The organism is Cupriavidus necator A5-1 (assembly GCF_000744095.1).
GTDB classification, from domain to species: domain Bacteria; phylum Pseudomonadota; class Gammaproteobacteria; order Burkholderiales; family Burkholderiaceae; genus Cupriavidus; species Cupriavidus necator_A.
The window spans coordinates 1,892,075-1,908,713 of the sequence record NZ_JQLI01000001.1 but is presented as its reverse complement, the minus strand read 5'-3'; the positions used below and the strand labels follow the sequence as shown (position 1 = coordinate 1,908,713).

Sequence of the window (16,639 nt, the reverse complement as noted above, 5' to 3'; positions counted from 1 at the left end):
CCAGCCATTTCCGTGTAAAGTGCAAAGATTCGATGGATTCTTGCGTTTGACACATGAATTTCGACCTCGCCGATTTACGTGCTTTTCTCGCCGTAGCCGACCTCGGAAGTTTCCGAGCCGCTTCGGAGGTACTCTTCCTTTCGCAATCAGCACTGTCACGGCGTGTCGATAAGCTTGAGGAAGCGCTTGGCGTGGAGCTCTTTATCCGCACGACCCGGAAGATCGAGTTGACCGCCGTTGGACGTGCTTTCATGTCCAAGGCGCGCAATGTCCTGAACGATCTGGAAGAGGCGATGCTCGGTATCCGCGATGTCGCCGAGAGGCTGTCGGGCGAAGTCACGTTTGCGTGTGTTCCATCGGCGGTGGGGTACTTTCTGCCGTCCGTCGTAGCGGAATTCCATCGGCGATACCCCCTTATCCGGCTGCGCGTGATGGATGAGTCTTCAGCGGACGTCCTGCTCGCGGTGACTCGCGGCAATGCCGACTTTGGCCTGACCTACATCGGGACCCAGGAGGCCGACATCGAATTCAAGGCGCTGATGGAAGAGGCGTTTGTCGTGGCGTGCCAGGTCGACCATCCGCTTGCAAGCAGAAAGAGACTGAACTGGTCGGAACTCGGTCAATATGACTACATCACCCTCGCTCAAGGCAGCGGCAATCGCTTTCTCATTGATCAGGCCCTGGCGCAGGTCCCATCCAAGCCACGCTGGTTCTGTGAAGTCCACCACGTGCCTGCGCTTGTGAGTCTGGTACAGGCGGGCTTGGGAATTGGTGTGGTACCGCGGATGGCGCTACCGCCGGAAGGCCACAAGGCATTGGCGGCGATCCCGCTTACGGAACCTCGGGTGACGCGCACGCTGGGACTGATATCCCGGCGAGGCCGCGCGCTGCCGCCCGCGGCGAAACTGCTCTACGATCTGCTGGTTGCGTCAAAAGGCGCAGGGCCAAAGGCAACATCCGCACGCCGCCGCAAGACCTGATCTGGTCATCTCGCCATCGACAGCAAACTATGGGGCCTGCGACCTGACACAGGAATAAGCACGCGCGCTATGTCCTCGGTAGACATCGAGTTCCAGAATTGCGAACCATACGAGACGCAACTACCGGATTCGACGGGCTGATGTAAGGATTAGCGTGGTGGCGTATAGGCAATGACCTCGATCTCAATCCTGGTGTCGACCATGTTTTTCGCCTGTATTGTGGAACGCGCCGGCTTATTTCCAGGGAAAAAGTCGCTGTAGACGCGATTGAACTCATCGAAGTCGCGTGCGTCATCGATCCAGACCGTGGTCTTCACCACGTCCTCGAGCGTGCAACCGGCCAATGCAAGTGCGTGAGCGACATTTTTCATAGTCTGGCGCGTCTGAGCTTCTATCCCTCCTGCGATGACGTAACCGTTTTCGTCCCTGGCAACTTGGCCGGACACAAACACAAAGCCGCCGGCCTTCGTCACCAGCGAGCGCGGCAGTGTTCGTGTAGCCGCATTAGTCTCTTCAAAAAACTCAATCGTCATTTTCGGCACCTTTTGCGAAGAAGGGTTTATCGATTCTGAGCGACATGCCAATTCATGCCCGCAATAGGCATGTCGGCCCCCGAACCCAAGAAAACTTACTTGGCATGTTGGCGGAATTGGAGAGTGCGCCAATGCCAGGCATAGGTGGAATAGGTACTACGGCTGCTGTCATTGAATGCCAAAAAGAAGCCCCCGGGGTCCGGGGGGGTGCCTCGGGGGCCAGTAAATGCGGGGCCAGACACCCGCCCCGCATATTCAATGCTGGACGATGGCCACTGAATCGACATCCGCCATAGTGTCTACACCGCTGTCACATTTAAGGGTGTTTCAATGATGAACTCGCACCCAGTCGGGTTGATTCATGGCAGCATCGTTGATGCCAGTTGGCGTTTGCCGGCCCCGCGTGTTCGGATCTACTTGCGGAAGTGGGCAGAGATTTCGACGCGCGCGATGCCCAATCCGGTTCGACCCGGCGAAGGACCGTTCATGAGCGAAGGACTGCTTTTCGACTGGGGACTGACACCGGCAACGCTTCCGCCCAAGTCGACTTCCTATGCGGTTACAGCCGCAACCCCTTCCAGAGCGATAATTCTTGTCGTCGCGCATTGTTCACGAATCGCCTTGAGGCGGGCGTACTCTGGCGAGTCATACCAAGCCATTAAGGAATCCATGTCCGGGAACTCGACGCGATAACGAGACGATGCGGCTGCCAGTCGCCTTCGAGAACTTTCGTTGGACCCCCAGGCAACGGACTCTCACTCGTCCACTGCGGCGCGGCCATTGCGTTCTCCTACAGATGGCGTGGGCGTCGTCAGTGGCGGCACCTTCAATCCAGCGTCACCCCGGCTTTGCGAACTAGTACTGCGTAGCGCGCCTGCTCTTGCCCGAAGAGCGCTGCCGCCGCCTCCGGCGTGGTGGGGCGGAGGATGTTTTCCTGCTCGGCCATGGCCTTCTTCACCTCTGGTGAGGTCCAGGCAGCCACGATGTCGTCGTGCAGTCGCTTCACTTGCGCGGGGGCAAGCCCGGCGGGGCCGATCGCGGCGAGCCAGCCGCCCACGGTCACGTTGAGGCCCTGCTCCTGGAGCGTCGGGATGCTTGCCAGCGAAGGCACCCGCGTGCCACCGGTCGCTGCCACCGCACGCAAGGTCCCGGCCTTCAGGTGCGGCTGCACAGCGGGCACGGCCAGCACACCGAAATCGACCTGCCCGCCGATCAGGTCGGTAATCATCGCTCCCACCCCCTTGTAGGGGATATGGCGTGCCTTCAGCCCGGCTCCGTCCAGGAACATCTCCGCAGCAAGGTGGAGAATCGTGCCGTTGCCGGAGGAGGCGAAGTTGTAATGGTCCGGTTTCGCCTTGATCAGGGCAACTAGTTCCCTGGCGTTGGCGGCTGGCAGCCGCTTGGGATTGACCACGAGCAAGAACGGCGTTTCGGCCAAAATCGCGATCGGCGTGATGTCTTTCAGGCTGTCATACGGCATCTTCTTGTAGACGGCCGGATTGACTACGTGGTTGTTCGAGACAAAGGCAATCGTGTTGCCGTCCGGCGCAGCTTTGACAAGCTGTTGCGTGCCAATGATGCCGCCGGAACCCGGAAGGTTCTCCACCACCACCGGGCGCCCCAACGACTTGCTCATCGCGCGCTGCGCGGAGCGGACCATCACGTCCTGCCCCGAGCCGGCACTCGCGGGAACGATGACGCGCAAGGGAGTGCCCTGCGCTGACACATGCCTCGGCAACGCGACCAGAGCCGCTGCGGCGGCCAAGCCGCCGATGAAGTGACGCCGACTGATCGATGACATGCTTGTCTCCTGAGTATTTTGTCGTTTTGTGGCGCCGCATTACTGATCAAACGAGGCGCGTAATTGCCCGAAGCTCGTGATGCGACCGGCGACGGCACTTGCTGCCACCGTGGCCGGGCTCGCCAGCCAGACCTTCCCTGGACCGGAACGGCCTGGGAAATTGCGGTTAATGGAACTGACGGTGACCTGATCGGCTCGCTCGGAAACGCCTGGTCCGGCATTGACACACGCGCCGCAGCCCGGCTCGATCAGTTCCACGCCAGCCCGCGCGAACACGTCAAGCATGCCCTGCTGCATGCAGAAATTGCGCACGTCCTGGCTGCCGAACTGGAGGATGAAACGCACTCCTGGTGCCACCTTCATGCCACGTTCGACGGCCCAGGCCAGCACTTCATGGCAGTGGCGCAGATCCTCACGCTTTCCACCCGTGCACGAACCGCCATAGGCAATGTCGATGCATACAGCTTCGTCCAGTTCGGCAATGCTCAAGCCGCTACCGGGGTCGCCGGGCCGGGCCAGCATCGGTTGCAGCGCTGCGCAGTCGATCTCGATCGTGTGCGCGACCTCGGCATCCTCGTCGCTGCGCATCCAGGACTCGATCTGGAAATCAATGCCACGGCGTTCGCTCAGGAAGCGGCGTGTCTCCTCGTCGGGCGCGACGAGGCCCGTGATGCCGCCCATTTCCGCCACCATGTTCGTCAACGTGGCGCGCTCATCGGTCGGCAATCCGACCAAGGCCTCGCCGGTGTACTCGAAGACTTGCCCGATTGCGTGGCCATCGCGAACGTAAGGCGTGCGTAGCAGGTGCAGGGCGATGTCCTTGGCTTCGACGCCGATGGGCAGGCGACCAGTCAGCCGGACTCGACAGGTCCTGGGTACCCGCATCGGGACCTCGCCCGTCATCCAGGCAGCAGCCATTTCAGTGGAGCCTGCACCGAAGGCAAACGCGCCGAGCGCGCCACAGTGCGGCGTATGCGAGTCGGTGCCGATGGCCACCTGCCCAGGCAGGACGTAGCGCTCGGCCATGATCGAGTGGCTGATGCCCTCGGAGCCCTCACGGTCTTGCAGGAAGCCGTGCAGCTTCAGGCCGTGCTGGTCGCAAAAGCGCTGCTGAACTTTCGCCATGGCTTGCGCCAGGTCGAGCAAGCCCAGCTTGCGGCGCTCGGGCGGCATGCTGCGATGGATGAAGGTCAGATGGTCCGAGAAGAAGACGATCGAGGTTGGGTCGCGGAGCACCACCTGGCCAGCCATTTCACGCTCCAGCGCGACGATGGCGAGCGGCGAGCTGTACTCATGCGCATAGCGCCAGTCGGTCCTCGCGAACACGGGCTCGCCGGGGCGCACCGGCTGACCGCCACTGGCGCGCGCGATGATTTTCTCCGCGTACGTCATCGGCCTCGGCCCGCTGGACCGCGCCGCGGGCGCCCAGCCCTGCTGGCGTGCCCGCATCAGGTTGAATAACCCGCCTCGGCGTATCAGCTCGGCAGTCAGTTCATCCTCACCACGGGTGAACTCCTCGATCGGAATAGACTCGCCGCGGCGAATGCGGTTGATGAGGCCGAAATCGGTGGAGGTCAGGATACCAAGGTTGCGGCAATTCTGGCGGTAGATCCGTTCGAAGCTCTCTGCGATGACGAGGCGGATGCCTGCGCACCACTCGGCATAGGGGCTGGCTTCGCGGGAGGACCCTTTGCCATAGCGCCGCCCTGCGACCGTGACGGCGAAGCCGCCTGCCCTGACGCTGCCAGCGGTAACCGGAAGGGCTTCGCCGCACTTCAGGCCAAGGTAGGGGAACTCGCCAAGTTGTTCGTCGTAGTGGTAACAGATCCAGGCCGGGGTGATCTCGTCGGTGGAGACGTCCGTGCGTAACGGCAGCGCCTCTTCGAGCGAAACATCCTGGCCGGAGAACTGCCGCTTCACGACTTGGGCATCCTGTGACAGGAAGAGAATGCGGCCGTTGAAGCGCAGGCGGTGGGGAACAGTGGACAACTGCGCGCTCCTTTCATAAGTTAAAGTACTGTGACTCGCTTGGTATTTTTGTTGCCGCGCTCCTTTTCTACAAGTTAGCGCTCCTCATATGCTATAAGTTCAGCTAATGTCATCCCTTCCACTCACAGCCTTGCGCGCGTTCGAGAAAGTCGCCGAACACCTGAGCTTCACCCGCGCCGCCGAGGCGCTGCATGTCTCGCAGAGCGCGGTCAGCCAGCAGGTGTCCCAGCTTGAGGAACGCGTAGGCAAGCGCCTGGTGGAACGCAGCGGTCGGACCTTGCGGCTCACGCCACATGGGGAGTTGCTGGCTGCGGCTTGCCAGCGCAGTTTCACTGCGCTGGAACGGGTGCTGCAGCAGATTTCGCGCGGCGGCAGTCAGGCATTGCAGTTCAAGGTGCCGCCCACGTTCGCGATGAAGTGGCTGATGCCTCGGCTGCCAGGGTTCCAGGTACTCCACCCGCAGCTTGAATTGCGGATCAACACCAGCGTGCAGCCCGTGGACTTCGAGTCCGAGGATGTCGACATCGGGATGCAGCGTTCGGCGGAGCCGGATCCAGGGCTGCATGCCATCTCCGTCATGGATGAAACCGGAATCCTGGTTTGCTCGCCAAGGCTATGGGGCAAGCGCAAGCCGCGGCTGGTCGAACTGGAGTCGATGACCCTGCTTCACAGCGCCAACCGTCCTGAGGACTGGCCGCTTTGGCTCAAGCTCATGGAGGTGCCGGACTTGCAGCCAGCAAACCAGATCGAATTCAGCTTCTCGCTGTTGATGTACCAGGCCGCACTCGAGGGTCTGGGTGTCTGCATTGCGCAGCCGGAATTCGTGGGAGAAGATCTCGCGTCGGGCCGACTCATCGCACCGTTCCCAGAGATCGTTTCGACGGGAAGAAAGCACTTCCTCGTCTGCCCGGAGCGGCGACGTCACGATCCCGCTGTCGCGCGCTTTTTCTCCTGGGTACAGTCGGGGGCAAGAGCCGTGCCGTAAACATGATCCTTGGCCATCGCAATTCCATCTACCTGCCCTCCGCGCGCAAGCCGCCCCCCTGCGCCAGCCACCCATTAGGGTGGTGCGCGGCCGTCGCGCGCCTGTCATTGTGAAGCCACTGCGCTTGCGTGCCTGGCATCCTCAGGCTGGCCGGGCGCGCGAAGCATCGATTCACGTGGCAAATGGCAGGAGTCATCATCATGGAAACCTCAACCCCCAGCGGAAATCCCTTGCAGGATCTTTCCTCCAACCTGGCGGCCATTGCCGAGCGCGTCGGCCAGAGCGTCGTCGCGGTGCACGGGCGGCACCGCTTTCCCTCCAGTGGAGTAATCTGGCAACCCGGCGTGGTGGTCACCGCGGCGCATACGATCAGGCACGAAGACGGCATTGAAGTCAGCTTGGCCGATGGCCGTACCGTGGCGGCCGTCCTGGCGGGTCGGGACCTTGGCACCGACCTGGCCGTACTGAGGCTCGATGGCGTGGCGTTGAACCCGGTCGAGACCGGTGATGCGCACTCCCTCAAAGCAGGGCATCTGGTGCTCGCGGTGGCGCGAGTGGACCGGCTCGGCACCAGCGCGGATTTCGGCGTCGTCGGGACTGCTGGCGGTCCATGGCGTACCTGGCGGGGCGGGCAGTTCGACGCCTTCGTGCGGCTGGACGGCGGCCTGCGCCCCGGCTTCTCCGGCGCGGCCGTGGCGGATATGCAGGGGCGGGTCATGGGCCTGTGCACATCGGGGCTCGCGCCTGGCGCTGGCATGCTGATTCCGGCAATGACCGTGGCGCGCGTGAGCGGCGAACTGCTAAGCAAAGGACGTGTCTCGCACGGCTACCTTGGCGTGGGCACGCAGCCGGTGAACCTGTCAGAGACCTGGATGACGAAGCTGAATCTGGCGTCCGGGCGCGGGCTGCTGGTGGTATCGGTTGCGCCGGGCGGGCCCGCGGAGCAAGCCGGGGTCCTGATCGGGGATGTGCTGGTCGAACTGGATGGCAAGCCATGCCGCGACACGGACGACGTGCATGCCGCACTTGGCGGCGACCGTATCGGACAGTTGCTGAAGATCGGGCTGATCCGGGGTGGCGAGCGCAGCGAGTGCTCGGTTACGGTGGGCGAACGCCAGCAACGAAATTCGTGCGGCTGAGATTCTTGCAAGCCGTCGCATGTCGGGTGCAAAGATGACACAGATGAGCCCGATCAGGGTCGCCGTCGTCGCCGCGTCGCCGCAGGCGCGCGCAAGCCTGCAGGCACTTGTCGAAGCGGCGCCGGCGCTGGAATTCGCAGGCAGCGCGGCCGACGCCGCAGTGGTCGCCGACCGCTTTGCCGGCGACTTGCCGGATGTGGTCGTGGTCGACCTGGAGCCGCAGGCCGGCGACTTGCCGGCGCCGGAGGCGGGCCGCGATCCCGCGACGCCGGCGCTCGTCCTGCTCACCGACGAGACGGACAGTGACTGGATTCATGGGGCACTGGGAGGCAGCGCCATGGCACTGCTGCCGCGCGGCGCGACGCCCGGCGAAATCATCGCCGCGATCGAAGCCGTGGCCGCGGGACTTTGTGTGCTGTCCCCGGAGACCCTCGCCAGACTGGTGGCGCAGCACAGGGCGCCTCGCCAGATGGCATCCGCGGATCTGATCGAAACGCTCACCCCACGCGAGATTGAAGTGCTGACTATGCTCGCCGAAGGGCTTGGCAACAAGGAGATCGCGCGCCAACTCGACATATCGGACAACACGGTGAAGTTCCACCTATCCGCCATTTTCGGCAAGCTCCGCGCAAGCAGCCGCACCGAGGCCGTCATGCAGGGCATGCGGCACGGCCTCATCATGCTGTAGTCGGCGCCGGCCAGGCGCTCCGGGGCTCCCCCTCATAGTCAGATCCCCCACTGCGGGGACTCTGGTCCTACCCATAGCAGTCGGGTCACTGAGCGCTTCCACCCGCCTCGGCCAGTTTCGGCCGTGACAGGGCGTCATGTGAAGACAGCGAACAGGCGACAAGGGTTTACCTGCGTGACATCAAATGTGACGGCGTGTTCGCGCCAGTCCCGCGCCATTCCACACATTGCGGGCGTCCAGATCTATGGACGCTGTGTTCCTGAAAACCTCGCACACGGGCAAATCGGGATCGCCTATCTTCTCACTCGAGATCGATGCTGCGAACGGGCGCTGCCCGCGAGCGTTGATAGACGTGACCCCCCACAAAGAGGAGACAGCGATGAACGATACCGTCAATCCTGAGCGCCCTGCCCCGGCCAGCGCGTCGACGGGGCAAACGCCCTACAGTGCGTGGATGCAGACAGACGTCCTCCACTCGCTGCAACATCCGGTCAGCGATCATCCCGGAGAGCATGCGTGGATCACCTCGGTGCAGGTGTCCGAGCTCTACTGGATGCTGATCATCAAGGAGATCCAGATCGCGCAGGCGCAACTGCGGGCGAATGATCTGACGCAGGCCTGCCGGACGCTGCAGCGGGTGGTCGCCCATCACGAGCCGCTCAACGCGACGTGGCGATCGATCGCATGGATGACGCCCACCGATCTGCTGTCCATCCTTTCGCGTGCAGTAGCAACGTACGGGAAGGACACGGCACTCCAGGGATGGACGTACCGGTATATGGTCTATCTGCGGGGCATAAAGCAGGCGGAGCATCTGCAGCATTTCGTGCCGCAGCCCAAGCGCTGGGATCAGCTCAACAAGGCGCTGGCGGAACCGAGCCTCTATGACGACGTGCTCGCCTATCTGAATCGCAACGGCTTTGCGATGCCGGTGGCAGTACTTGATCGCGATTTCAGCGTGCCCTACCAGCCAACCAAGGCCGTCGAGAAGGTCTGGCGCGACATCTACGCCGACCAGAACGACAACCTGAAACTTCAGCAGCTCGGTGAGACGCTGTGTGATATCGCCGAGGGCTTTTCGACCTGGAAGTCCCTGCACCTGATGGCGACGCGCCGGAGCTTCGGCGGCCGGCCAGCCTACTTCGGCACCGAGGGCATCGCCTGGCTGCTGCCGACCATGGATGAAATTCCATTTCCGGAACTCTGGTCGGCACGCGGCTTCATTGGTGATCCGCCGGCAGCGTGCCCGCATAGGCACAAGTAATCGGACGCCCTATTGGCAAAACCATGTGACACGCCCGCTGTCCGGAGGAAACCACAATGACCGATGATCAATTGATGAAGATGGCGGCCGGTGCCCGTGCCGCCGTCGCGGACCCCGCGCGAATGACCCTCGCGGGTAGTGACGCTAACCCGCGTTTTGAACTTTTCCACGCGGCCAGTTCGCTCTGCTCGCAGAAAGTGCGCACGGTGCTTTTCGAGAAGCAGTTGCCGTACCGATCGAACGACATGATGATATTGAGTTCGATGGGCCCCGACGGCCTCGTTCCCGCTGAGCACTACCATCCGCCCTATGTCCGACTGCGGCTGATTGCAGGCCAGGAAGTGGGGCGGGAACTTGTCAGCGGCTACAGCGGGCGCACTTCGGTGGAAACCGAGGGCTTCGATCCCTGCACGGTCCCGTTGCTCGTGGATTACGAGGCCGGCCGGGTGATCGCGGACTCCCGGCGAATCTGCTGCTATCTCGATGCGGTGTCGCGCGATCCGGTTCAGCTCGTGCCGGAGGATGCCGATGCGCGTGCCCAGGTGATGCACCAGGTGAGTATCGTCGATCGGATCCCGAACGGTACGCTGCTCTATGGCTTTCATCCCGATGCCGACCTGCGGCCCGAAGCGCTCAAGACGGTCATGGAATCGGTTTACGACCACAAGATCACGGCGCTCGAAGCAATGATCGACGCCAATGCCGACGATGCGGAGCTCGTTGCCGCCTATCGCGCAAAGATTGCAAAGGAGCGGGGCGGCAAGTCGGTCTGCCGCGATGCGGCGTTTCAGCGCGCCGCACGCCATCACGTCGCGGCCCTGCTAACAGATCTCGACCGTGCGCTTGGATCGTCGTCGCCGTATCTAAGGGGGGAATCATTCTCGCTCGGCGATGTGCTGTGGGGCGTCAACCTGGTACGGCTGGCGTATTTGGGCCTTGCGTCGATGTGGGACGATCTGCCCAACGTCGTCCAATACGTCAATGCGCTGGTCAAGCGCCCGTCCCTGCGCAAGGAAGCGGTCCAGGCCACGCTGGATTCGCTGCCGCCCTCGCGTTATTTCGATGTAGTTGCCGGCTCCAGGGCAGCGGGCAGCGTAATCTGAAAGATCGCGCCGCGGGGTACGTTCGCGCTCGCCCACAATCGGCCCTCGTGCGCTTCGATGATCGAACGGCAGATGGACAGCCCCATCCCCAGGCCGGCGGACTTGGTCGTGTAGAAGGGGGCGAAAATGCGCTCGGCGTTGTGTGGGGCAAAGCCTGGTCCCGAATCGCTCACCGCCACGAGCACGCAGCCAGCGTCCGCATTTCCCGTACTGATCAGCAATTCCCGCACGCCGTCGCTGACACCGCCCATCGCCTCCATCGCGTTGATGAACAAGTTGAGGAGGACTTGCTGCAATTGGACCCGATCTCCTTGAATGAGCGGTAATCGGTCCGCGAGCTGCGTCTGCACCGAGGCGCCGTGCTTCCATGCTTCGCCACGGGTGAGCTCGATCACCTCGCGGATTGCCTTGTTGATGTCCAACGGTTCTTTCCGGGGTGGCGCTTTCTTGACCAGTTCACGGATGCGGCCGATCACGTCCCCCGCCCGATTGGCATCCTTGATGATACGGCCAAGCACCTGCCCGACCTCGTCGACGTCAGGAGGCTGGGCGCTCAGCCACCGCAGCGCAGCCTGGGCGTTGGTCACCGTCGCGGCGATCGGCTGGTTGACTTCGTGAGCGATCGAGGCCGTGAGCTGCCCCATGGTTGCGACGCGGTTCGCGTGTGCCAGTTCCGTCTGCACCTCCCGATAGCGTCGCTCGCTCACGCGGACGTTTTCCTCCGCCTGCCTGCGCTCGGTCAGATCGAGCACGAAAGCGACACCTTCCTTCCGGCTTGCTTCGAACGTGGCCGCACCGACCATGACGGGCACGCGGGTGCCGTCCTTTTTGACAAACTCTTTCTCGAAGGGCTGCGCGCGCCCCGTCTCCTCGATCTCTCGCAGCGCTCGTTCGTCGCCCTCGCGCCAATCCGGCGGTGTCAGATCCCTCCAGCGTATGCAACCTGCGACGAGATCGTCACGCGCGTATCCCACCATGCGAAGAAATGCGTCATTGGCCTCGAGAATGTCACCCTCGACATTCCAGACGACGATCCCGATGATGTTGGCGTCGACGAGGCGCCGGATCTTCGCTTCGCGTTCCACGAGTTCGTGGTACAGATGGGCATTTTCCAGCGCGATCGCGGCCTGCGAGGCCACCAGCCTCAGTACGGCGATGCGGGCCGGGGTGAACACGCGTGTCGTGAGATTGTTTTCGAGGTAGAGCGCGCCCGTGAGCTTCGCCTGATTCATCAACGGCAGGCAGAGAATGGAACGCGCACGATGCTGACCAATGTAAGGATCTCCAGCAAACGAGGGATCGGCCGCGGCATCGTCGAGAATGACGCTCTCCCGGGTCCGCAAGACGTAATAGAGGACGGACTCCGGCAGCACCGCCGCGGTCACGGGCTCGTCGTGCAGATGCACGACGACAGTTTCGCCGCCAGTCGTCGCTTCCGCGGTTATCCGTTGTTCGCCGCCGTCCGGAAGAATCAACAGACCTCGTTCGGCGCCTGCCTGTTCAAGCGCCGTACGCATGACCATCTCGATCAGCTTTTCCAGGACGATGTCACCCGAGACCGCCTGCGACACCTTGATCACGGTCGCGAGATCGAGGTGTTCGACCGGCGTCGCGATCGTGCCCGTTGGGCCGGGCGCGAGCACTTCCGTTCTGAGGTGCGGATACATCTGCTCGAGTTGCCGCACCTTCCCTTCGGCTCGCCAACGCAGGTAGCAGTAGCGAGCGTTGTGCAAATAGGTCTCGGCGATGACCTCGAATTCACGCGCCGCGTAGAATCGCGCGGCGAGTTCGTTGGCAAGCGCCTCGACGTGGACAAAGCCGTTTGCGCGTGCCGAGCGGATGGCCTGTTCGTAAAGGTGCATCGCCTCCAAATTGCGGCCTTCGATCCGGGCAATCTCCGCGCCCACCAGCGCGGCGCGGTTCTCGAAATTCTCCGGGCAATTCTCCGCCCAGACCTTCAGTTGCCTGTGATGCGTAGCCAGAGCCTCCAGGTGTTGTTGTCGCTCGTGGGCTGGTGCGGAATCGGAGCAGGCGGCGTGGGACAGCGCGCCGTAGAAGTAGTATTCGGCTTCCTCGAAGAACGAGGCCGTGGTCCAGAGCAGTCCTTGCGCCTTCGCTGCGGCGTCCATAGCCGCCGCATGGTCGCCGGCGATACAGCGCGCCTGCAATTTCCGGATCCAGTACCAGCACGCAGCAATCGCCAGGTCCGGGTTCTCTGAAAAACGGCGCTCGATCCGAAGTTCATCAAACTGCCTGTCGTCAAGGCAACCAAATTTGGGGGTGAGTCCCCTGAGAGTCCGCATCAGCGCGACTTGCGTGGCGATGATGTCAATGGCAAGGCCGAAGCGCGACTTCTCCGCGAACGCGAGGCCGTGTTCGGCTTCGCTTAGCGCCTCGGACAGCGACTCGCCGGAGAAAATAAGGTTCGAGTTCAGATCGTTGCGCGTGTAGGTTGCATACTGGAGATCACCGACGCGGTTCGCCGCTTCGAAGGCGCGGCGCTGCAGATCACGGCAAGCCCCCACGTGTTTCATCCAGGGCACGACAAAAAGCGCGAAGCAAACAAAGGTTCTCGCCTCGAGGCGTTTTAGCCCGCGCCGTTCGACGAGATCGTAGCCTAGTTGGCCAAATCGGAATCCGGCCTTGTAGTCGCCGAAATGCGGCCCAGCGATTCTGATGAGAATGACATAGGCGAAACAGGAAGCATCGCAGTTGCCGCGCTCAAGGCTCAGACTGACCGACTTGCAGATCGTCAGGGAGGCCAGGTTCTCATCGGTATACAAGGCCGGCGTCCAGAGCTTCATCAGAACATCGACGGTTGCCAGGGACGCCGGGTCCGCCATCAGCGGCATATCGATAAGATCTTCGATTGCCCGGTCCCCAAGCATTGACCAGATGCGCTCGTATTCGCGTCGTACATCTTCGTTTTTCGGATGGGGCGACCACGCAATACCGAAATGCCGGAGGCAACTGAGGCCGACGCTAATGGCGCGGCTGCTCTGATCGAGGACCAGGCAGACATCCATGTGCAAGCAGGCGACGATGGCTTGCTCGACCGTTGTCGTGGCGTGATTTGACAGTGCCGCCAAGCGCTCGTCTGCGACCGATAACTCGCCGGTCAAGAATTCGCATTCGGCCCGGTTCAGCTCCAGCGCGAAGACCATCTCGTGCTGGCGGTCCCAGCTATCCTCCACCAATAGCGCCACACCGATATTGAGATAGGTGAGCGCGGAGGCATAGGCGGTCGACCCCTTGGCACGCTTTCCCGCAATCAGGTTGAGCTCGGCGAGCTGGTCCCGTTCCGCTTGCTGCGTGATCAGCGCAGCGCCGCGGTTGAGCTGATTGACGATCTCGAAGATCGCCTCCTCCCGCTTCTCGGCGGGAGTTCGCTTGACGAGCAGGCGACCGATCCGGAGATGGACCTCAGCGCGCATTGCGTTCGGGATCAGCGAATAGGCGGCTTCCTGGACACGGTCATGAATAAACTTGTAAGAGCCCTCCAGGCGCTCGACCAGTTCCTGACGGACGGCCTCCCAAAGAACCGTATGGACCTGCTTCTCCGGGGTCGCGAGAACGGTCGACAATATCGGGATCTCGGCGATGTTGCCGAGGCAGGCGAGCTGCTGCACCGCCTGTTGTGTTTCGGCTGGCAAGCGGCTCAGTTTGCTGACCATCAGATCCACGACATTGTCGGTGTAACCCTTGGCGTGAATGCGATCAAGACCCCAGGACCAGCACCCCGCGTCATGATCGAAGTGGAACAAGCCCTCTTCGGCGAGCGAGTAGAGAAACTGAATCACGAAGAACGGATTGCCGCCGGTCTTCTCATGCACCAGCTGCGCCAGCGGCACGACGCGCGCCGGTTCGCAGCAAACCGAATCCGCAATCAGTTGCCCGAGGTGTTCACGGGCAAGCCGTGCAAGCGCGATTTCCTCTACCTTCCCGCCAGCGTTCTTGATGGCTTGCAGCTTGCGCATCAACGGATGTGCGGCATCGACTTCATTGTCCCGATAGGCGCCGATCACCATCAGGTGCTGCAGGTCCGACCGTGTCAGCACATCTTCCAGCAAGTCGAGCGTCGCCGCGTCGAGCCATTGAAGATCATCGAGGAAGAGCGCCAGCGGATGTTCCGGCCGGGCGAAAACACCAATGAACCGGCGAATCACAAGCTGGAAGCGGCTTTGCGCCTGCTGCGGCTCAAGCTCCGGCACTGGCGGCTGGTCACCCGTGATGAGCTTCAGTTCGGGGATGAGGTCGGTCATGAGCCGCGCATTCGGCTCCAGGGCCTCCAGCAACGCGCCGCGCCAGCTCGCCAGTTCGGTGTCCCGCTTGCCGAGCAGCGGCCGCACCAGGCTCTGGAAAGCCTGCACCAGGGTCGAATAGGGAATGTCGCGCTTGTACTGGTCGAACTTGCCGGAAGCAAAGAGCCCCCGCGGGGGCACCAGCACCTTGTGCAACTCATTGACGACGGAGGTCTTTCCGATGCCGGAATATCCCGAGACCAGCACGAGTTCCGGTGCGCCGCTTGTGACCACGCGGTCGAAGGCCGCGAGCAACGTATCGACCTCGCGCTCCCGGCCGTACAGCTTCTCGGGGATCACCATCCGGTCGGGCGTGTCGTGGTCACCAAGCGGGAACGCATCGATCTGGCGATCGCGCTCCCAGCTGGCGAGGCAGCGTCGCAGATCCTGCTCAGCGCCGGCCGCGGTCTGGTAGCGCTCCTCGGCCGTCTTGGCGAGCAGCTTCATGACGATGTGGGAGAGTGGAGCCGGTACCGCCGTCAACCGCTCGCTGGGCGGCACCGGTTTTCGGGCGATATGGCAGTGCACCCATTCCATCGGATCGGCCGCCGAAAAAGGCAGCGCGCCGGTGAGCATCTGGTAGAGCACGACGCCGAGCGAATAGAGGTCGCTGCGCGAATCGATGGAGCGATTCATCCGACCGGTCTGTTCGGGCGCCATGTAGGCGAGCGTGCCGGCAATGGTTTCGGGCGGCTCGGGCGCCTGGTGCTCGCGCGGCAGCCGCGAGGCGATGCCGAAGCCGGTGAGCCGCGCCCGTCCGTCCGGGCAGTTCACGAGGATATGGGCGGGCTTGAGGTCCTTATGGACGAGGCCGCGCTGCTGGAGTTGGCCCAGCGCCGCCGCGATGCCGACGGCGAAGCGCAAGACACTCCCCACCTCCATGGCCGCGCCGAGCAGCCGCTCGAGCGGCTCACCGCCGGGATCCTCGAGCACCAATAAGGTCCGGCCGTCTTCGCGCCGAAGCTCCAGCGGCCGCACCGCCCACGCGCTATCGAGTTCATCCTTCAGCCTGAATTCGTGAGCGAGGCGATCGAGGCTGGCGGACGATGGATGGTCGGCGGCGGGCCGCACAATCAGAATGTTGGCGGCGCCGCCATTGCCCGGGCGCCGGCCTCGACAGAAGACGCGCTCGCCGTCCTCCCACAAGACTTGAAGGCTTAGGCTGTTAACCATCGGCGCTGAAAACATGTGAAGGGTTCATCTTGCACTCTGCTGTAGGCTGCTGCCCGGCGTTGGGCTAAGAGGACGCCACATTCGTCCGCCACAACCGGGCAGGATGCGCTCAGAAATCAATTTACGCCAAGGCGCTTCCGCAGCATCGACGCTGCAGCAGTAGGATAGGCGTCTCCCTAGATTACACCTCGGTGATGACAGCGGCGCCCTCGGGATTGGGGTGGCGCGTCCGCAGTGAGGGTCAGTACACGCTACGCTGACCGTGCCGGGACGGGGCCTGGCGCGCCACCAAGGCCGCTTAGGCGAGGAAGATGCCCGCATGGCCCGATGATAGGGCGACCCAAAATCGCCTGTTGGATCAAGTTGCCGTCGCGTGGCTCGCGTCGGCCTCGGCCGACGATCCACGTCCGCCAGCAAAGGCGGAGAGCGTGTCGTCAGCCACTGAGGCGCGGATGACCGTTGCGCCCTGAGAGCCGCCGCTTACATGATGATTAGTCCACCGGCCGAGAGGGGTCGGCAAGAGCCGACCCGGAGCGCCGGACCGAGGTCCCTAGGGCGTCGACGTGGCGCTGCGCGTCGGACAGGTACCCGGGGCCGCCTATCCCGAGAACGGCTCGCAGATCACGTTCAGGATGACCGAGTCTTGGGCCGACGTGACCGCGATGCATTTCTGGGATGACTTC

The 16,639-nt window shown here is 62.8% G+C and carries 11 protein-coding genes; 6 read left to right on the top strand and 5 right to left on the bottom strand.

Features of this window, described 5'->3' with window-relative positions; translation table 11 throughout:
* The first annotated feature begins 53 nt into the window (after window positions 1-53).
* Entirely contained in the window at window positions 54-980 is a 927-nt protein-coding gene (locus tag K307_RS08445) for a LysR family transcriptional regulator (RefSeq protein WP_051974767.1), read from the top strand.
* A gap of 149 nt (window positions 981-1,129) precedes the next feature.
* Here the strand turns inward: K307_RS08445 and K307_RS08440 are convergent, their stop codons facing one another.
* The 4 genes from K307_RS08440 to K307_RS08430 form a co-directional block, all read right to left on the bottom strand.
* On the bottom strand, window positions 1,130-1,513 hold the full coding sequence (locus K307_RS08440) for a RidA family protein (protein WP_042877557.1): 384 nt from the start codon (window positions 1,511-1,513) through the stop codon (window positions 1,130-1,132).
* A 551-nt stretch (window positions 1,514-2,064) separates the two neighbouring features.
* Window positions 2,065-2,172, bottom strand: a complete 108-nt coding sequence (locus K307_RS49315; protein ID WP_230625868.1) for a DUF1330 domain-containing protein — start codon at window positions 2,170-2,172, stop codon at window positions 2,065-2,067.
* 167 nt (window positions 2,173-2,339) lie between these two features.
* Window positions 2,340-3,314 (bottom strand): tripartite tricarboxylate transporter substrate-binding protein, encoded by a 975-nt coding sequence (locus K307_RS08435; protein ID WP_042877556.1) that lies wholly within the window; start codon window positions 3,312-3,314, stop codon window positions 2,340-2,342.
* A 39-nt stretch (window positions 3,315-3,353) separates the two neighbouring features.
* Window positions 3,354-5,303, bottom strand: a complete 1,950-nt coding sequence (locus tag K307_RS08430) for an aconitase family protein (RefSeq protein WP_042877555.1) — start codon at window positions 5,301-5,303, stop codon at window positions 3,354-3,356.
* A gap of 130 nt (window positions 5,304-5,433) precedes the next feature.
* On the opposite strand from K307_RS08430, the gene K307_RS08425 reads away from it, so the two are divergent.
* The 5 genes from K307_RS08425 to K307_RS08405 all read left to right on the top strand — a co-directional run bounded on the left by K307_RS08425 (window position 5,434) and on the right by K307_RS08405 (window position 10,482).
* The gene (locus K307_RS08425) at window positions 5,434-6,288 is read left to right on the top strand and encodes a LysR substrate-binding domain-containing protein (protein ID WP_051974766.1); all 855 of its coding nucleotides are present in this window, start codon (window positions 5,434-5,436) and stop codon (window positions 6,286-6,288) included.
* Window positions 6,289-6,488: 200 nt separating this feature from the next.
* Window positions 6,489-7,427, top strand: a complete 939-nt coding sequence (locus tag K307_RS08420) for a S1C family serine protease (protein ID WP_051974765.1) — start codon at window positions 6,489-6,491, stop codon at window positions 7,425-7,427.
* Between the two features lie 43 nt (window positions 7,428-7,470).
* Window positions 7,471-8,115, top strand: a complete 645-nt coding sequence (locus K307_RS08415) for a response regulator transcription factor (protein WP_080744957.1) — start codon at window positions 7,471-7,473, stop codon at window positions 8,113-8,115.
* A gap of 379 nt (window positions 8,116-8,494) precedes the next feature.
* On the top strand, window positions 8,495-9,379 hold the full coding sequence (locus tag K307_RS08410; RefSeq protein ID WP_042877552.1) for a tryptophan 2,3-dioxygenase: 885 nt from the start codon (window positions 8,495-8,497) through the stop codon (window positions 9,377-9,379).
* Window positions 9,380-9,435: 56 nt separating this feature from the next.
* Entirely contained in the window at window positions 9,436-10,482 is a 1,047-nt protein-coding gene (locus tag K307_RS08405; RefSeq protein ID WP_042877551.1) for a glutathione S-transferase family protein, read from the top strand.
* On the opposite strand, the gene K307_RS08400 is transcribed toward K307_RS08405, so the two are convergent.
* The gene (locus tag K307_RS08400) at window positions 10,434-15,971 is read right to left on the bottom strand and encodes a trifunctional serine/threonine-protein kinase/ATP-binding protein/sensor histidine kinase (protein WP_230625601.1); all 5,538 of its coding nucleotides are present in this window, start codon (window positions 15,969-15,971) and stop codon (window positions 10,434-10,436) included. The two genes, K307_RS08405 and K307_RS08400, sit on opposite strands and share 49 nt — an antisense overlap.
* Window positions 15,972-16,639: the final 668 nt, after the last annotated feature.